This window comes from Bacteroides sp. 14(A) (assembly GCF_000526555.1).
Lineage (GTDB): Bacteria > Bacteroidota > Bacteroidia > Bacteroidales > Bacteroidaceae > Bacteroides > Bacteroides cellulosilyticus.
In genome coordinates this window covers 1,067,422-1,086,087 of the sequence record NZ_JAGH01000002.1, presented here as the reverse complement: position 1 = coordinate 1,086,087, position 18,666 = coordinate 1,067,422, and the positions used below count along the sequence as shown (strand labels likewise).

General features: G+C 42.9%; 9 protein-coding genes. 1 reads left to right on the top strand and 8 read right to left on the bottom strand.

Features of this window, described 5'->3' with window-relative positions; all coding sequences use genetic code 11:
* Positions 1–80 precede the first annotated feature (80 nt).
* The 4 genes from K429_RS0111575 to K429_RS0111555 all read right to left on the bottom strand — a co-directional run bounded on the left by K429_RS0111575 (position 81) and on the right by K429_RS0111555 (position 11,452).
* Positions 81–2,498, bottom strand: a complete 2,418-nt coding sequence (locus tag K429_RS0111575; protein WP_026367026.1) for a glycoside hydrolase family 3 N-terminal domain-containing protein — start codon at positions 2,496–2,498, stop codon at positions 81–83.
* 89 nt (positions 2,499–2,587) lie between these two features.
* The gene (locus K429_RS0111570) at positions 2,588–4,894 is read right to left on the bottom strand and encodes a glycoside hydrolase family 3 N-terminal domain-containing protein (RefSeq protein WP_026367025.1); all 2,307 of its coding nucleotides are present in this window, start codon (positions 4,892–4,894) and stop codon (positions 2,588–2,590) included.
* A gap of 216 nt (positions 4,895–5,110) precedes the next feature.
* A complete protein-coding gene (locus tag K429_RS0111565) occupies positions 5,111–9,013 on the bottom strand; it encodes a hybrid sensor histidine kinase/response regulator transcription factor (RefSeq protein WP_081750870.1) in 3,903 nt (1,300 codons plus the stop codon).
* An 87-nt stretch (positions 9,014–9,100) separates the two neighbouring features.
* Entirely contained in the window at positions 9,101–11,452 is a 2,352-nt protein-coding gene (locus K429_RS0111555) for a HAMP domain-containing sensor histidine kinase (RefSeq protein ID WP_026367023.1), read from the bottom strand.
* A gap of 100 nt (positions 11,453–11,552) precedes the next feature.
* On the opposite strand from K429_RS0111555, the gene K429_RS0111550 reads away from it, so the two are divergent.
* The gene (locus K429_RS0111550; RefSeq protein ID WP_026367022.1) at positions 11,553–14,318 is read left to right on the top strand and encodes an outer membrane beta-barrel protein; all 2,766 of its coding nucleotides are present in this window, start codon (positions 11,553–11,555) and stop codon (positions 14,316–14,318) included.
* On the opposite strand, the gene K429_RS0111545 is transcribed toward K429_RS0111550, so the two are convergent.
* The 4 genes from K429_RS0111545 to K429_RS0111530 all read right to left on the bottom strand — a co-directional run bounded on the left by K429_RS0111545 (position 14,296) and on the right by K429_RS0111530 (position 18,259).
* Positions 14,296–15,180, bottom strand: a complete 885-nt coding sequence (locus K429_RS0111545) for an AraC family transcriptional regulator (RefSeq protein WP_026367021.1) — start codon at positions 15,178–15,180, stop codon at positions 14,296–14,298. The two genes, K429_RS0111550 and K429_RS0111545, sit on opposite strands and share 23 nt — an antisense overlap.
* Positions 15,181–15,311: 131 nt before the next feature.
* Entirely contained in the window at positions 15,312–16,307 is a 996-nt protein-coding gene (locus K429_RS0111540) for a fimbrillin family protein (protein ID WP_026367020.1), read from the bottom strand.
* A gap of 42 nt (positions 16,308–16,349) precedes the next feature.
* Entirely contained in the window at positions 16,350–17,288 is a 939-nt protein-coding gene (locus tag K429_RS0111535; protein ID WP_007211606.1) for a DUF5119 domain-containing protein, read from the bottom strand.
* A gap of 2 nt (positions 17,289–17,290) precedes the next feature.
* Complete coding sequence (locus K429_RS0111530; protein ID WP_026367019.1) at positions 17,291–18,259, bottom strand: DUF3575 domain-containing protein; 969 nt, start codon at positions 18,257–18,259, stop codon at positions 17,291–17,293.
* Positions 18,260–18,666 lie beyond the last annotated feature (407 nt).

Here is an 18,666-nt window from a genome sequence, read left to right as displayed (position 1 = left end):
AGTTTCATTGTTTCTCATGGTTATAAATTTAAGATAAATAATGGGATTAATTTATTGTATTGAACGTTCATTATACAGTTTCAGGGTTGCATCATTTCAAACTTTCCTTTCAGTCGGATATCTTCGGAACTGCTACCAATCAGGACCTCAAACTCACCGGGTTCTACGATCCAGTGCATATCTTTGTCAAGCATTTCCAGATCCTCGGGAAGAAGAGTGAAATGAATACGCCTGGTTTCCCCCGGTTGCAAGGTGACCCGTTGGAAACCTCTCAACTGAGAATCATAGGTAATCACGGAACTTAACTTATCACGCACATACAACTGCACTACTTCATCACCCGCCCGCTGTCCGGTATTTGTCAGATCCATAGATATTTCTATCTTCCCCTGCACTCCCTGTTTGTCAGGGGTAATATGCAAATTCTTATATTCGAAAGTGGTATAACTCAATCCATATCCGAAAGGATAAAGAGAACCTACTACCGCTGTTTTACCATAGCCATTGGGACCGTCACCCGGTTGTCCGGCATGTGAACCCGGCTTGAAGGGAAAGTTCAACTCAATCTGTCCCAAAGTCTTAGGAAACGTTACCGGCAACTTTCCTCCGGGATTATATTCTCCGAAAAGAGTTTCCGCTATCGTCTGCCCACCGATGGAATTTGGGAACCAGGCTTCAAGAATAGCAGGTATGTAGCGATTCTCCCAATTAATGGTAAGCGGCTGTCCGTTGATAAGCACCAGAACAATAGGTTTCCCGGTTTCGTACAAAGCCTGCAAGAGTTGCAGCTGGCGTCCGGGCAAAGCCAATCCTGTACGCGATTTACTTTCACCTACCCGGTGTTCGTCCTCACCCAATACGGCAATTACCACATCACTCCGGCGAGCTTTCTCCACAGCTTCCTGAATTTCCAAGCGTTCTTCCTCCGTCAAAGGAGTCGGAATGATTTCACTTTCCGGCCAAGTGGCATCCACTACTTCGCATCCTTTGGCATAATGCACAGTTGCCGCCTGTCCGACGTAATCTCTGACACCCTGCAACACGTGGGTTACCTGCAAATTCTGCGGCCCATAGCGACTAACGTAAGCGGTAGTATCCGTAGCTAAAGGACCCGTAACCAAAATATTCCGAAGATTACTCAATTGGAGAGGCAAGAGATTGGCTTCATTTTTCAATAGCACCAGTGATTCTCTGCCCATCTGTTTCTCAAACTCCCTGGTATCAGACGAAGCGACAATCTTGTCAGCTGCTTTTGTATCCGTGACATACGGACTGTCAAAAAGCCCTAAGCGGAATTTAACCCGCAGTACATCTGCTACATTCCGATCCAGTGTCTGCATGGATACACTTCCTTCTGCAACCAGTTCACGCAAGGGCAATACGAAATCGGAAGGTTGCGTAAAATTCGTTTTCACGTTGAGTCCTGCTTCTACCACCTGCTTCACTGCTCCTTTCATATCCTGAGCCACACGATGCTTGCTATAGACAAACTCAACTGCTTCACTGTCGGAAACTACATAACCGTCGAAACCATATTTTTCTCTCAGCAACTCAGTCAGGAAATAATAACTGCCGGATACGGGAATACCGTCCCAATCATTATAACTGCTCATCACTCCCATCGGATGAACCTCACGTATAATCTTCCTATAAGGATAAAGATGCAACTGGTGCATTTCGCGGGGAGCGACATGCGGGTCGGTACGTGCATGTCCATCACGTCCACCTTTGGGGACACTGTACACAGCAAAATGCTTCAACGTTGCAGCAACTCCCTGCGACTGGATACCTGCCACCATTTCCTTGCCCAATGTGGTTACATGAAAAGGTTCTTCACCGTAACATTCAAGTACGCGCCCCCAGCGCGGATCGCGTGCCAAGTCCAGAATAGGGGCATATACATTGGTGTAACCCAAAGCTTTAGCTTCACGGCCTACAATCTCTCCCGCCTGTCTGACAAGAGCAGCATTCCAGGTGGAACCGATGGCAATAGGAGCAGGAAGCGGAGTCGCGCGGTCGTGATTGAGTCCATGAATCCCCTCGTTGCTGAAATCAACAGGAATGCCAAGGCGTGTTTCTTCAATAAACCAACGTTGCACTGTATTAATGGCTTCAGCATGTTTACTGAAAGGGTACGAATATTGAGTCTTTACAAGCCCATTGAGATGTTCGTCGATATTGGCAATACCATCTTTCCATAACTCCTGTTTCCAGGCAGGAGTGGGCAATTCGTCTTTAGCGACTCTCTTATATCCATATAAGGTAGCTAATTGACAGGTTTTCTCCTCAACGGTCATCTGCGAAAGCAAATCGGCAATGCGAGCTTCGATAGGAGCTGTCGGAGTTTCGTAGATGTCTTTCTTCCCGTTTTTATTCAGATCTATCCAGTCTTTATGATAGATCGTTTTAGACTTTTGCGCCAGTACCGGTTGAGATACAAAGGCACTTAGAAAACAAGCGATACTTATTATAATCAGTTTTTCAGTAGGTGTTCTCATAGACTTATTTATTGTTTTTATTTTCGGCAAAGATATGGGGGAGAGGGACTTGCTACTCCCCCAATTCATCTAAAAAGGTGCACTATTCATCATTTTATGGTAAACAACTCCCTTTGCAGGTCAATATCACGGGAAGAATTCCCAATCATAACCTCGAACTCACCTTTTTCCACACCATAGTTCATATCGATATCGTAAAAACTAAGTTCTTTGGCGGTGATATTAAAAGTGACTGTCTGGCTTTCTCCGGGTTGCAAAGTAATTTTATGAAAGCCTTTGAGCTCTTTCAATGGACGTACTACCGAACTGTAGCAATCGCGTATATACATCTGTACCACTTCCGTTCCGGCTCTTTCACCTATATTCCGGACTTCAACAGAAGCACGCAAGGTATCCTGTTCATTCATCGACCTGGCAGATAACTTCACAGGGCTGAATTCAAAAGAAGCATAATTCAATCCATATCCAAACTCAAACAGATTAGTACTTTTTCCCGTACCGTACGGGAACCATTTGCTCGTTTGCTTGTGGTTATAATAAGTCTGAACCTGACCGGCAGAACGGGGAATAGTGATGGGAAGCTTTGCTTCAGGGTTCACTTTCCCGTATAAAATTTCCGCAACAGCCTGTCCGCCAAATGAACCGGGCTCCCAGGCCTCAACCAATGCAGGAATATTTTCAGCAATCCACTCAGTGCCTAACGGACGACCGTTGACCAATACGACAATAGTGGGAACTCCCGTAGCATAAATCTCCTCTACCAACTGTTGTTGCAAACCTACCAATGACAATTCATAACGGTCCACATTCTCACCGCAAGTTTTGTCTTTCCACATATAACGCATGGAGTTCTCACCCACCACTACAATAGCCAGATCGGCTTTTCGGGCTCTGTCTTTCGCTTGCAACACACGAGACATTTCCATAGTGCGCAAATTGGTGGCAAAAGGGAAGAAATCAAAGTCAGTCTGGGGAGAAACCATTCGCAATCCCTCAATGACTGTAGTCACGCAGGAGTCCGGCTGTTCAAAAGCCCAGTCACCCAAAATAGTCTGGTTGTCAGCATTGGGGCCGGTTACAAAAACCTTTTTATAACGGTCGCTATCCAAAGGAAGCAGATTATTATCATTCTTCAGAAGCACAATACTTTTTCTCGCCATTTCGAGTGCTGTTTCACGATGTTCGGCACTGAACAGAACTTGGGAAACTTTCTTTTCATCTATATAAGGATTCTCAAACAAGCCCAGTTTGAATTTGGCAGTCAGTATCTTGCTGACAGCATCATCTACGCGGCTCATGGGGAGTTCCTTTTCATTAACCAGTTCTATAATGGCATCCGCAAACTCAGGACCATGCATGTGCATATCCATTCCATTCTTTACGCTTTGCAGATACGCGTCTTTCAGTGTAGCGGCAGTGCAATGCTTTTCGTGCACTTGCTCAATATCCATCCAGTCGCTCACTATAAACCCGTTGAATTTCCAGGCATCTCTCAGGATATCCTTCATCAGGTATTTACTGGTATGGCAGGGCACTCCGTTAAGTTCATTATGTGCCATCATGAAAGTATATGTGCCCGCATCCAGACAATCTTTAAAAGGAGGCATGAAAACCTCGTGCAATGTACGGTCGGAGATATCGCAAGGAGCACCATTGATACCATTGACAGGTTGGCTTCCACCGATAAAATGTTTGGTACAGGCCAGTACTTTATCCTGTCCGGTAAAATCACTTGTCTGAAGTCCTCTGACGGTAGCTGCTCCCATCTGTCCTACAAGAAAAGGGTCTTCACCAAAGGTCTCTCCCACCCGTCCCCAACGGGCATCACGAGCCACTTCTACATTGGGAGTAAATGCCCAATGGGTACCGGTGGCACGCATTTCAAGAGCAGTCTGGCGAGAAGCTTTTTCAGCCAGTTCCGGTTCGAAGGTTGCAGCCTGTCCGATGGGAGTAGGATAAATGGTAGCTCCTCTGTAGAGTCCGGTACCATGAATGGCATCAATGCCGATAAGTAAAGGGATTTTAAGGCGCGATTGCATGGCATATGATTGTAATCGATTGGCTTCTTCACTGGTAATTACATGCAGAAAAGATCCGATAAGCCCTTGTTTGGTCATTTCAATCAGTTCGGTAGAATGCAGATCAGGATAAAATCCTTTGGCATGGCTTTTCTTCATTTCCTCCACCGTCATGTCTTTTTCGGCAGCTTTCATGTGTTCTATACCAACGTATTGTGACATCTGTGCTACTTTCTCCTGCAATGTCATACGATTCATCAAATCATTCACCCTTTTCTCCACAGGTTGGGAAGCATCCAGATAAAGCGGATCTTTATCCTTATCAGAGCACCCTGAAAAGAAAATCGGAAGCATCATAACTAATAAATAAATTCTCATATATAATAAAGGTATTAAATTTATCCGGCCTTACATAAAACCATTCGATTTACAGCTGCAAATGTAGCGGGAAGGGAAAAAAAAGAGGTACATTATACGTCATTCCAGGTGCACAGATGTTCATATATTGCCTTCTACAAGGCTTATATGACACAAAAAGCGGTGTAACCATTAAAATCACACCGCATTTTTATTTCTTTTATTCAGTAGCGTTACTTATTCTCTTTTTGCCAGATACTCTTTGGGAGATACACCATAAAATTCCTTGAAAATACGACTAAAGTATTTCGGATTGTCAATTCCCACCTTAAAAGCAACATCCGTCACCGAGTACTCTCCCGAAAGGAGAAGCGCAGCCGCCTGCTTGAGCCGGAAAATCCGGATAAATTCAGTGGGAGACTTACCGGTCAGTTGGGTAATCTTATTATATAGCAACGTACGGCTCATGGCGAGTTCACTGCACATCATCTGAATATTTAATTCCGGATTATCTATATTAGTCTCTATCAACTTCAAAAGCTTTTCCATAAATTCATTGTCCGCCTTGTTCGACAATTCCACGGCATTGTTGTTTTTCAGTTCTTCCAGACATTGCCTTTGGGCGGCTTGCCGCAATTCAAAGATATTGGCTATTTTGCTTCGCAATACTTCTTTGTCGAAGGGCTTGGCAATATAGTCGATAGCTCCCAGACGCATACCTTCCAATATGCTTTTCTTATCCGTAACTCCCGTAAGCAGCAGGAATGGAATATGAGAAGTCTTTATATTACCTTTCACCTTCTGGCAGAACTCAAACCCCGTCATTCCCGGCATCAACACATCCGAAATAATAAGTTGAGGTGAGAAAGCATCTATACCATCCAAAGCTTCAACGGCATTATTGAAGGTCTTTACATGATAGACATCACTCAACGACATCTCAATGTAACGGGACATTTCGGGATCGTCTTCCACCACCATAACGCGATTTACGTGAGGATCGCTAACAGAGACGTCATGACCAAGTGGAACATTCTCACTATTTTCCGAATGATCCACTGCATTCTCGTATGTCAAAGGAAAGGACAAAAAGAATTCCGTACCTTCATCCACTTTGCTTCGGAAAGAGATTTTGCCCTGATGCAGTTTAACAAGCGCTCCTACCAACTTCAATCCGATACCACTGCCTATTTCACCGGAATTTATTGCATTATCCGCTCTGAAGATATGTTTGAAGATATGCCTCTGTTCGCGGGCGGAGATTCCGATACCGGTATCCTTGATGCGCAAATACCACTTATGCTCGTCTACCGATGCTTCAATACTAATCTTTCCTCCATAAGGAGTATATTTGATTGCATTGGATAGAAGATTATCCAATATACGCGTTATCTTCTCCTTATCGAACCAGATTTCCTGCCGGGTAGAATCTTCCAGTTTGTTTTCTATATGAATATACTTGTTTCCTGCTACTAATTTAAAGGAATCCAGTCGATGACGCAGGAAAACCTCAAGCATTTGTTTGGAAACGACCAATCGGCTTGCATTCAGTGATACACGCTGAAAGTCCAGTAGTTTCTCCACATAATGCGCCAACTTGGATGAATTATTCAAGGCCATTTGCAACAACTGAGCGCCTTGTCCCGAAGGCGGAATCTCATTCTCCAAGTCCTTCAATGGAGCCTGTATCAGGTTGAGCGGTGTCAACAGATCATGAGCCGTGGTGACAAAGAAATCTATTTTGACTTCTGTATTCCTCTTCTCCTGCTTCTGTTTGATCATCCTGTAAATATAGAAAAGAAACAGGGAAAACAAAGCCAGATAGACCAGGCGTGCCCAAATCGTATTCCACCACGGTTCAGCCACCGTAACATAAATTATCCGCTCCTTCTGATCCATTCCATCTATCACCGATTTTACATGGAAGACGTAACTGCCCGGTGCCACCTTAGAATACGTAGCCACATGAGTCGAAGCCGGAAGCGACCACGAAATATCATGCCCTTCCAGATAATAAGAATACTGTGTCTTTTGCGGTGTCTGATAATTAGGTGTAACAAAATGGAAAGAGAAGAAATTCCTGTTGTAAGGCAATTCTATCCGGTCTGTCTTATAGATCGGTTCACGCAACAGATTTGATGCATCCGTACAATATACCGGTTCGTTGAACACATCAAACTGATAAACGATTGTCTCGTAATCTGTGGGAAGCTTCGTCTTTCTTATCTCATCCGGCTTGAACAAAATAGCCCCGTCGGTACTTCCCAACAGTATATCTCCGTTACGGCAAACCCAACAAGCCGACTTATTGAACTGATTGGATGGTAAACCGTCCTGTTTGTCGAATACTTCGATAACACCCGTATCAGGAGACAGTTTATTCAGACCATTTTCCGTGGCAATCCACAAATGACCTTCCGCATCGGGAGCTATCCCATAAATATAGTTAGATGAAAGATGGTCGTCCACTGTGTACTGGCGTATGGAATCGTTTTCCATATCATAATAATACAGTCCATAGTTTCTTGTTCCCACCCAGTAGGCTCCATCCCTGATCCGATAGATAGTTGTTACTTCTTTGGTGATAGCTGTTGATTTTATCTCACTGGTTTCTTTGTTGAGAATAAAAAGTCCGCTATACAATCCCATCACCAGCAGTCGGTCCGACTGTCTTTCAAACTGATTCACCTTACTTATATTATACTTATTTACCAGCCCGGTCTTTATATTCAGTGAAGTGATATCTCCCATAATTCCTCCAAACCACAACAGATCACCATCCGGATAAATGGAGTAAATATAATTGGTGGAGATAATAGGATTCCGGTCCTCAACGTGATATCTTTTCACATCTCCCCTTTTCCAGTCGATGCAGGCAACACCGAAAGAGTATCCTCCCGCCCATATACGTCCTTGCGAATCTTCGGCAATGGTGAGTATCGCGTTTCCTTTTTCACCGGAAATATTCCTGTTAAAGTAATGCGTCCAGGTGTGCGTGTGCACTGAGAGCATACTGACACCACTGTTTGTTCCAAACCAGAAATTACCTGAAGAATCTTCCAGCACTGCATTCACCACATCATTTCCGATGCTTTGCGAATCACCTGTCCGATGCTGGAAATAGTCAAAATTCAATTTGTAAGAGTCTTGAAAAGAGATTCCCCCGTGATAAGTTGCCACCCACAGATTGAACTGATTATCGACAAAAAGTCCCCGCACATTATTCGTAAAGATAGAAGTGGAAGACGTTTCATTGTAGGCATATTGTTTATCTATTGTCAGGTTAGCCTTATCTATGACAAAGACACCTTCCAAATCCACTCCTACGGCAATTTTATCCGGTGTATAGGAAACAATGGAGCGTATGGGCTTCGTAATTGGCAGAGGCAATTTCTGTAAGTCCTCCATTTCTAAGGAACGGCTATACAGACCTGCATCCAGGGTACCGATCAGTATTCTGCGATTTTCCATATCCACATAGGTCGATAATACATTTTTCCCTTCCAGACAACGGAAGCGTACTTCCATAGGACCGGTTTTGGGGAAGATGCTTATATAAAGTCCGTCACGGGTAGAAATATAATATCGGTCATCATTCTTGTTCACTTGATTTACAGACAACTCTTCGGTTCCGGGAAGCAGTAAAGCCATTCTGTCCGGCAAGTTCAACTTCAAAACCCCTTTGGAGGTTGACAAGAAAGCTGTTTCAGGGGAATCGAACATAACATCATTCAGAATAATAGAATGATTATTGAAGAAGTCACGTACAGCATATATCAGTTCAAACTCATCCTTCCGTTCGTCATATTGAAAAAGAAGCCCTGCTTCGCTAAATACCCAGAGTGTACTATCCGGTGAACAACGCAGATAATTTACCCCTATCCGGTTATACCCCTGGTCGGGAAATAGATTCAAAGGATAATGCCTGAAATTTTTCCCATCAAACCGGTCTACCCCCAGTTTGGTAGAAATCCACATAAAGCCATGCTTATCTTGCTGGACAGAGAAACACCTTCTATTACTCAGACCGTCATCTTCTGCTATCCGGTGGAAAAAATCAGAAGAAAAAACGGAGGTAATGCAGGATAGGAGTAGAATAAGTAGAATGAATCGTTGCGTTCTGATTTTGTATGTTCTCATATTTAAAGATTAATGCCACAAATATACAATACCCTGAGAGCGATATCAAATGTTTCGGCTATTATTTTAAAGAACCCGTCAGAAGTCTTATACCTCATCCGCCAAAGATAGAACAACCGTAAAACGACTTCCTTTTCCTACTTCAGACCGTACCTCTATACGTCCGCAAAGCTTCTCAATAATGACTTTACAGATAGAAAGTCCAAGCCCGCTTCCTTGTTCAAACTCGTCAGTCTTATAAAAACGGTCAAAGATCATCATGAGTTCTTTCTCATCAATACCTTTCCCGGTATCCTGTACATACACACTGACCTTCCGGTCTTTTTTATCCACTTTGCATCCTAATGTAATAGAACCACTCCGGGTAAACTTATCCGCATTGCCCAGGAAATTGGAAATGACCTGAATAAAACGCATACGATCTATATTGACAGGCAAAGAGAGATTTTCATCCAAAGCCAGATGAAACTGCAACGAGGGCTTGATTAATGCCTGATAAGCCATATAAATCTCTTTCACAACCGTTGCCATATCCCATTCTTTTATTTCAAGATCCATGTTGCCGGAATCCAGACGTGATATTTCCACCACATCATTGACCAATTTCAAGAGTAATTCGTTGTTACGGTTAATGATCTCAAGCATGGCCTTCTTCTCATCCGGTTCAATCTCATCGCCACCCTCGCCAACCAACAAATTGGTGAAACCGACAATGGCATTCAGCGGAGTACGGATTTCATGGCTCATATTATTCAGGAAAGATTGTTTCAACTCAGCATTTTCAGCCATCTGCTTAGCCTGAATAAGCTGTTCTTCATGCTCTACCTGTATCTGAATATCCTGCATAATGCCCGCCAGCATTATCCTTCCCTTTGCATCTTTCAGACTGCGACACCGAAGTTCATACCAACGATAATCTTCTTCACTGAAAGAGAAACGTACACGCCGAACCTGCATATCCGTAGATTGATGCAGCGTTTCGTACAATGAATTCAGAAGAGGTACATCATCAGGATATGCATACTTCAAGAAATCGGTTCGTACAAATGTTCTCTGTTCCATTCCCACCAAACGCGTATAATTCTCATCAAACTCGATATTCTCTCCCTGTATATCCCAAAGTGAAATCCGCCCTCCATCTGTAGAAAGCATCAACCGCCTATGAGTTTCCTCAAGCATCTCCATATTCTTACGTTCCACACGCGAACGTCGGCGCATACGTAGCAGACTGATCAATACCAGAATAAAAGTAAGTATAAACAATCCGGTCAGGAAATAAAGCTCCTTCCGATACCGGTCATAGAAGGAGTAATTGATAATACGGACATCTTCAGGTACATTTTTCACATCAAAGTCCGTATAGGATGAAAAATAGGTCCAATCCAGTACATACTCCTTTTCCATATCCCTGATTTTCGGCATACCAATTTTCTCCTTATTCATCAGACGAACAGAAAAATCAGCCGCAGTACGCGCAGAAATCTCATCAGTAGCCATGTAGCCGCCCACAATCTTGGCATCCTCCCCAAATCCCTGGCGGATGCAACTAAAAGAGGGAATATTTAAAGCTTTAGTGATCGGAAGCGACATCTGATCAAACTTATCCAACAGAAAAAACTCTCTCCTCTGTCCGCTTTTTGATTTTTCCATGTCTACAAACAAAGAAGTCCCTTTGGTATAACGGAAAGGGCAAAGACTAATGGTTAACTCATCCTTTTCAATATGACTGTTTACCTTGGCAGGCATCAGATTATAATGCTCAACCATTTCCTGCAATTTTCTGTATTCAGATTCCACAGAAAAGGCAGACTCATAGCCTAAAAGCCTGATTTCCTTTCTATCAGCAAACCGGGTTAACAAATCAAACGATTTATATCCAAGAGGAGTCAGATCAATATTATAAATGACATCTATCCCTACATGTGGTTGTAAAGCCCTTATAAAATCAATGTTACGCTTAAAATCCGGTGCATCACGCAGCACATATACCTTTCTACGCTCATATTCTTTTATAAGTTTCTCATCGGGAAAATGTACGTTGCAAGCTACTACAGGAATGGAAGAAAGTAGCCGATGGCGGGTAGAAAACAAAGCAGACGCAGCTTGATCGCCCACAGTGAGCATCAGTGCTATCGGTTTATCTCTAATTACCTCAAGATATACCTCCATATTTTTTATCCCATCTTCCGGCGTAACCGTATTGAAATCCAGATAGAATTTTTCAAATATCGGTTCTATGCCTTGTTTTCTGAACTCCTTCACCAAGAGTTCTTCAAAGTTTCCGTAACAATCATACTGGGGAGAGGAAGAATAAACAAGAGAAATCATTTTTTCTATCCGGTGGTTAATAGTGTACCACCGTTTAAAATTGACTCCGCACCAAAAAGCACACAGCAAAAAGATAAAGGCTAAAACATATTTTAGTTTGTCGGTTTTCATTGTATCACTTATATTGAGCAAAAGTAGCATAATATCTATAAAAAAAGAAGATTTTATGACGAAAACTCTCTAATTTTGTGACTGCCATAAAAAGACAGACATGAACGTGCACAAAATCTGGTTACTATTGCTATTCTTACTGATTCCGACTATTCTATTCGCCCAAAAAACAAGGACAGTCAAAGGACTGGTGTGCACTACATCAGAGACAAAAAAAGGAGAAGAACCTCTTCCCTATGCAAGTCTTGTTATCCTGGAAGGCAAAGATTCCACCTTTGTAAAAGGAGTTGCAAGCGATGCGGACGGTCGTTTCAATCTCCAGTTCACTCCTCAAAAAGGAACGCAATATTTACTGAAAGCCTCTTATACGGGAATGCAGTCTGTCTTCCGCAAACTGGACAGCAACGCTTCAACAATCAACCTGGGCAGCATTTTACTGGAAGAAGGTATCGAATTGGACGAAGTGACAGTAAACGCCCGGATGCGCGACGTAGACCAGGTGGGAGATACCACCGTCATCAATGCAGCAGCTTACAAAACACCGGAAGGTTCGTATCTGGAGACACTTGTCAAACGTATTCCCGGAATGGAATACGACAGCGAAACCAAAACACTGAAATACAACGGACTGCCTATTAACGAAATCAACGTAAACGGTGAAGCTTTCTTCTCAGGTGACAACAAGATGGCGCTGGAAAATCTTCCTGTGGAGTTAATTAGCAAGATAAAAGTGTACGATAAGAAAAGCAAGCTGGAAAAGCTGACGGGTGTCAGCACGGGGAAAGAGAACTATGTGCTCGACCTGCAAACCAAAGAAGAATTCAATGGTACCCTTCTTGCATCGGGAAAAGCCGGATACGGCAATAACAACAAAAAGGATTTCAACCTGCAAGGCAACTACTTCAAAAATAACGGAAACAATTTCTCAGTCATCGCCAATTCCGGTAACCTCCATATGCGGACCAGCTACAAGGACAACATACAGGAGAACGTTGCCATAAATTTCACCCAAAAGTACAATCAGAAACTAACACTCAACGGAAATGTATCCTATCACCACAACGAGCAGGGCAATATTTCGACATCCTACAACGAGCAATATCTGACAAGTGGCAATAAGTACCAGTATTCTTCCGGCAACAATACGAACCGCAATCGCAATATGAATTCATCATTGGGCTTAAACTGGCAGGTCGATACCCTGACTTTTGTCAATTTCTTCGGTAATTTCAGCTTTGTCCGGAATAATAATGCCAATAATAACCGCCAGGCCACATTCAATGAAAATCCTCATCTGGATATCCTCGATCCTTTCAGTCATATCAACAATGTACCCGATGAGCTGAGAATCAATGACATCGCCATGGGATCACTAATGCAAGGAGAGCAACACCGATATTCCTTCCATGCAAATATCATGCGCCGGATCAATAAAAAAGGAAGTTCTATCGGCCTGACTGCACAATACAATGATAGCAAGAATGACAACAATAACTTCTCTATCTCATCAACCACATATTATCAACTGAAAAACAGTGCAGGAAACGACTCCATACTCTACCGTAACCAATACTCGTCGAACCTGTCCCCCAATCGTCAACAGGGCATCGGGCTGATGTTCAGCCATCCTTTTTCCAAAAAGTTGCACGCACAGATTTCATATAACCTCAACTACAGTAAGCAGAAGAATGATCGTAATACCTACGACCTGTCCGGCTTTATGGAAGAAACGGCAGTACAACCCGGCTATCTGCCCGAAAGATATGAGACGAGCTACATCGACAGTCTGAGTAACCGGAGCCATAGCAGTACCCTGCAACACGGAATCAACCTGCACTTTAATTATTCCGACACCATTTGGAACATCAATGCCGGAGTATCCGTACAACCCGAGCGGCGCAGCCTGAACCAGAAAACAGGTCTGCATAGAGCTGATACCACCCTCCACTCAGTCGGCTTCCAGCCTATGCTCTTCATCTCATGGCAGAAAAAGAAAAATAGGATAACCCTGAATTATTATGGAAATACCTGGCAACCATCATTATACGATCTGATCTCACCAACCAACAACAGTGATCCGCTCAACATCACGCGGAGCAATCCTAATCTGAAGCCTACTTACAATCAGTCTGTACGATTGGAAGCACAAAATACGAAGGAAGGACTTTTTGCCACACTAAACTGGAACAACAGAATCAATAGTCAGACCCGTGCAGTGATCTACAACCAGCAAACCGGTGGACGTGAAACTTATCCGGTAAATATTAACGGCAACTGGAACATAAGCGGTGTGTTCCGGTATCAGAAGCGCATCAAGGACTTTAATCTGAGTGCAAATGCCGGAGGCTCCTTTGCACAGGATGTCAACCTCATCAACGAAAACCAAAGCGAGCAACCTGAACGCAGTGCCACGCATAACACCGGCCTCAACAGTGACCTGCGCCTATCCTACCAACCTAAATGGGGTAATCTGGACTTAAACGGTAGGTGGAACTTCCAACATTCTTCCAACTCACTTTTAGAGACGGATACATACACACGCAATTATACCTTCGGATTGAACGGTTTTGCCGATTTGCCGGGAGGTATACAACTAAGAACAGATGCAAATTATTCCTTCCGAAACGGTACGAACATAAAAAAGGGAGAAGATGACCAAATTGTCTGGAACGCAAGTATCACATGGCGATTCCTGAAAAAGAAACAAGCTGAGATATCAGCCAACTGGGTGGATATACTCAGCCAACAAAAGAATTATTTCCGAGGCACAATGGCCGACGGACTTTATGAAAACCATACGCAACAGATAGGCAGCTACTTCATTGTCTCAGTGAAGTATCGCTTCAACCAGCCTCTTCACAAATAGTTTGCGTTTCTTGTGGAGGAACAGACTGCACTGAACGTAGGCCACGGGGTGAAGTCCCGAAATTCTTCTTGCAGAAGTTAGAGAAGTGAGGTAAAGACTCGAAACCATATTTATAACAGATCTCAGAAATAGTGGCATCCGTATAGCGGAGTTCGTAAACAATGTTCTCTTTACGTTTCTCCATCATCCATTCATAAACAGGTTTATGGAATACAGAATTGAAGATACGCCGGAAGGTAACAACAGTGTATCCGCCTAATTGGGCTAATTCTTCTACCGTCTTCACTTTCAGATGATTTTGCAGGACAAAATACTCAAAGCTGGACGTATAACGGGAAAGAGTATGTACCAGTATCGAGAGATCATAATCGGAGTAATATTCTCCTAAAAGAAAGGCAAGTTCTTTTCGCTTGAACGAAAGCAGTTCCCGGCAAATCTTCTCTTTCGCCAGATAGGATTTGGAAGCGTCCAGAAAGAAACGCAATTCCGGAATAATCTTTAATGGGGTGAATATCAGCGGTGGAGTTATTTCTTTCATAATGTATTTATAACGTTCCTCACAGAAAAACTCCGGCTGATTAAAACGATAACAAACACATTCCACATCCGTCAGAGCAAGGATCTCATATTTTGAACCAATGGCTTGAAGAATAAATTCCCCCGCACGCAGTATGGTTCCGGCATACTCCTGGCTATTGACAAGTACTTCTCCTTCCAATAAAAAAATCATTATATTTTCTTCGCATTTTTGAGCTGGAAGGTGGAAGCCTCTTGAATGAGAGGCATAAATGATAGCATTACCCACAGCCTTAGGGCACTGCTGGCACGATATAGCCGCACCACATGCAGAGTAAGTTTGCATTGCAGATTGAATGTTTTTTTGTTTGTTTTGTGCAGCAAAAGTAAGAATATTCCGGGAAGAAACAAAAAAATCCCCGAAGACTTTGTGGGAAGAAAGTCCTCGGGGAGGGAGATTATAGGATAATGAAAGATTTATTCAACAGAAGCAGGAGTAACAGGGGTATTAGGAGTCACTTCATTACCAGTATCTTCAGTATTCCAATTATTGACATCAGTATCGAGATCAATAGCCTCTCCACCTACAGGCAAAGTCAGCTTATAACGAATATTTTGTCCAATTTTCCATGCTTCCGTCCCTGCAGGGAGAGTAACAGCCTTTGTACCAGTAAAGAAAGTATGATCTCCCGATTTTGTCGTATAAGTTACTTCTATAGTTATACCAGCAACAGCTTGAGGCAATAACATAAGTGAACCGTCTGTATCATCTAATTTATAATAGCCACCCTCTAGTGTAGACGAAGAAGCAATAGAATAAGAATAACTTTTATCTTTCGTAGCATTGGTAGTATCCCATACTCCATCACTTTCATTAAAAGTATATTTAGCAGTTCCACCTAAAAGTCCCTTAATTTCTATTTTGGATATAGTATAAGTATAATCAGTACTTTCGGGTTTATAAGAGAAATTTACACGAGTTAAAATATGCTTAAATTTAAGTGTATATGCCCCATTATCTACAGGTTTAGTTACATCAGAATGGTGGGCCACAACTAAATCAAGCTGACTTGCAGGCGAATCATTTACAGCAAAAGAAAAAGTAGGATAATTAGTCCCTTCAGTCGCAAAATCTGTTATCGAAGAGGGATAAGCAAAAAACTGCATTTTTTCATCTATAGGCCAATAATAAGCCTTCGCTGCCACCCATGTTCCTTTTTCACCCGTGTATTCAACTCCATCCATATAAGCACTGCCCAATCCTCCGGTTGAAATAGTTGCTGCATCAACAATATAAGCATTTACTTTAAAAGCCTTAAAGTTGTCGTTTTCTGTCACAGCTGCTCTTGTAGTCTTGCTAACTACTGTCCCAAAGTTAATCTCCGCCTTTTCACCAGCCTTCTCAATCTCTTCATTCTGTGAGCAACCTACGATTGCCAACGCAGCAACTGCTGCCAATAAAATCTTCTTCATAATCGTTTGTTTTATAAGTTAATATTTTGTTCGTTTTGCTTTTCAATTTACAGGTAACTCAACATTCGTTTCGTCGTCCCAGTCTCCTACATCACCGCCAATACCTCCGCCTCCACCGGGAGGAACTTCCACATCCTCCACTTCAATTTCCTCTTCAATCGGTATCTCGATATCCGTTACCGGATCTTCTTCTTCCTCGGGTGGGGGAGGAACTACAGCCGCCGTGATGTCAACCTTGGTTTCTTGAACCGTATTATCCACCTTAACTAGCAATAGCTTCATTACCACCCCTCCGGTAAAACGTGTATTCGCAGACTCCGATACAGAAAAAGCAGAGAAACTACCACGTATCACATCCTCTCCTTTATGAGCCTCCACATAGATAGGAGCAATGCTTGCCGTACATGAGCCATTACTTACGCAATATGCCCCATTCATTCCATCCACATTACAAACAATGCTTGCCACGTTCTTCAATCCTTTCACCTTTATTTCAAAAGAATAGTTCTTGACTACCAGCTTCGGTTGAAACTCCATCAAAAGCACATCTTCACTCTTTTCTATCCTCATATCATTCATACTTACTACATATAGAGGGTCCGGTGACCACACCATCTTCTCACTTGTTTCAAGCCCTTTGCAATAATCAGTATAAGCCTCAATCGTCTCATACGCATCATCATTGCGAATCAACACACTCTCCGTATTGTAATTGTAGATCACCATGTCATAACGTCCGGGCGGCACTTTCACCTCTCCCCCTTCCACCGAGAGATAACTCTCCACCTTTCTACCTTCTTCACTCTTCGGGTAGAAAATCACCCTCATCCCTTCGGGCAACTTATCCACTCCCTTCCAGTTAAACTTTATCTTTACTCCGCTGACGGGATAATCATCCAGTATGTCTCTGAAATCACATCCTGCTAACAGCACCGACAGCACGAACAGAAGTAAAAGAAACACATATTGCGTACACCTCATAGCTATCGCCTCCTTCCCTTAATGAGCCACACCAAAGAGATTTTGGCTTTTGTAGGCCCCATAAAATGATAGCGTCCGCTGCTCGTCCATATCAAATCGCCTTCGTAAGTGGTGTATTTGCGGTATTCTGTTGCCAGATAACCAATGCCCAAACTAAATTCAAGAGCCAGATGCCGTGCCAGCTGATGACTATATCCATACGTCAGACCGGAAGCTGCATAGTAGTTTCCCCGATATCCTTTGTCTTTGTCAAATTGAAAATCGTACACTCCCCCTTCGGCATATATTCCCAGAAAATGTCCTGTCAGCCGCTCACGATTCTTACGTTTTCCAAGCCAGCAACGTGCCTCAACGCCTCCCGAAAGAAGCTGGTAACAAAAGCCATGCTTGCTATTCGACCACCAGGGACATTTATATTCCATATTCAAAGACCACCGCTGCCCTACGGGCAATTCCACCTCCACATTCGGAGCCAAAGCTAAATCATAAAGTATATTGTTCTTCAATGCAAGCACTGTTCTGTGCGGGGTTTCCCGCTTACTTTCCACTTCAAGCCAAGGAGCGAAAGCCATAGTTTCCAATTGCTCCTCCGGCAAAGTATTCGCAGGCAATGTTAATGCAGCTACCGGCAAACTGTCCTTCATCTTCCCTGTCCGTTCTATCTTCCGGAACTGATGTTCCGATAAATAAGCGTAAGATCTGCCACCATCCAAATAGCGTAACAGCTTTCTCAGCTTTTCAAAGTTCCCGAAGTGATACCGGATCAACATCAACACATCTTCTTTATCCGGCACTTGCGGGTCGTCCATCACCCATTGGTAAATTTTGCTCCAGGTTTCCGGCTGATTCATCCGGTCCGATACTCTACAAGTATCTCCTTTCGCCGCATATCTTCCAGCCCGCGCCTCTTCTTTGCCTGATATCAAAAGAAAGAGTATCAAAAGTATATATAAACCGACGCGAACCTTCATAACTTTGCTTTGTATGGAGGCAAATATATATTATTATAATTGAAGAAATTACACGTTTTACAACTCTTTTCGGGGGATGAAAGGTTCTGTGAAACGAATGAAACAGATTTGCAACTTTTCCCTTTCCTTCATACCCTTCCACACTCCCGTATTTCCTTATCCATCAGCCTTAGCGGGTGGAAGGGTATATCCACATATTTTCTGCAACATTGCCAACGGATATTTTTCAATCACGGGTCATTAGCTATTCAACTAATCTAGAATACATTATATTATTTTGCATAGGACATCCATAGCGTTTGATTACTGTCAGTAAGTTTACTGACAGTAATCAGCATGCTTGCTGACAATAGTCAAACGACTTACCGACAGTAATCAACATGCGATTATCCATATAGCAAAATAAA

What these genes read in the sequence shown, in the direction of transcription:
- K429_RS0111535 (WP_007211606.1), bottom strand. Translation starts at nt 17,288, where the DNA reads ATGAGGTGTACGCAATATGTGTTTCTTTTACTTCTGTTCGTGCTGTCG.
- K429_RS0111550 (WP_026367022.1), top strand. Translation starts at nt 11,553, where the DNA reads ATGAACGTGCACAAAATCTGGTTACTATTGCTATTCTTACTGATTCCG.
- K429_RS0111555 (WP_026367023.1), bottom strand. Translation starts at nt 11,452, where the DNA reads ATGAAAACCGACAAACTAAAATATGTTTTAGCCTTTATCTTTTTGCTG.
- K429_RS0111565 (WP_081750870.1), bottom strand. Translation starts at nt 9,013, where the DNA reads ATGAGAACATACAAAATCAGAACGCAACGATTCATTCTACTTATTCTA.
- K429_RS0111530 (WP_026367019.1), bottom strand. Translation starts at nt 18,259, where the DNA reads ATGAAGGTTCGCGTCGGTTTATATATACTTTTGATACTCTTTCTTTTG.
- K429_RS0111540 (WP_026367020.1), bottom strand. Translation starts at nt 16,307, where the DNA reads ATGAAGAAGATTTTATTGGCAGCAGTTGCTGCGTTGGCAATCGTAGGT.
- K429_RS0111570 (WP_026367025.1), bottom strand. Translation starts at nt 4,894, where the DNA reads ATGAGAATTTATTTATTAGTTATGATGCTTCCGATTTTCTTTTCAGGG.
- K429_RS0111545 (WP_026367021.1), bottom strand. Translation starts at nt 15,180, where the DNA reads ATGCAAACTTACTCTGCATGTGGTGCGGCTATATCGTGCCAGCAGTGC.
- K429_RS0111575 (WP_026367026.1), bottom strand. Translation starts at nt 2,498, where the DNA reads ATGAGAACACCTACTGAAAAACTGATTATAATAAGTATCGCTTGTTTT.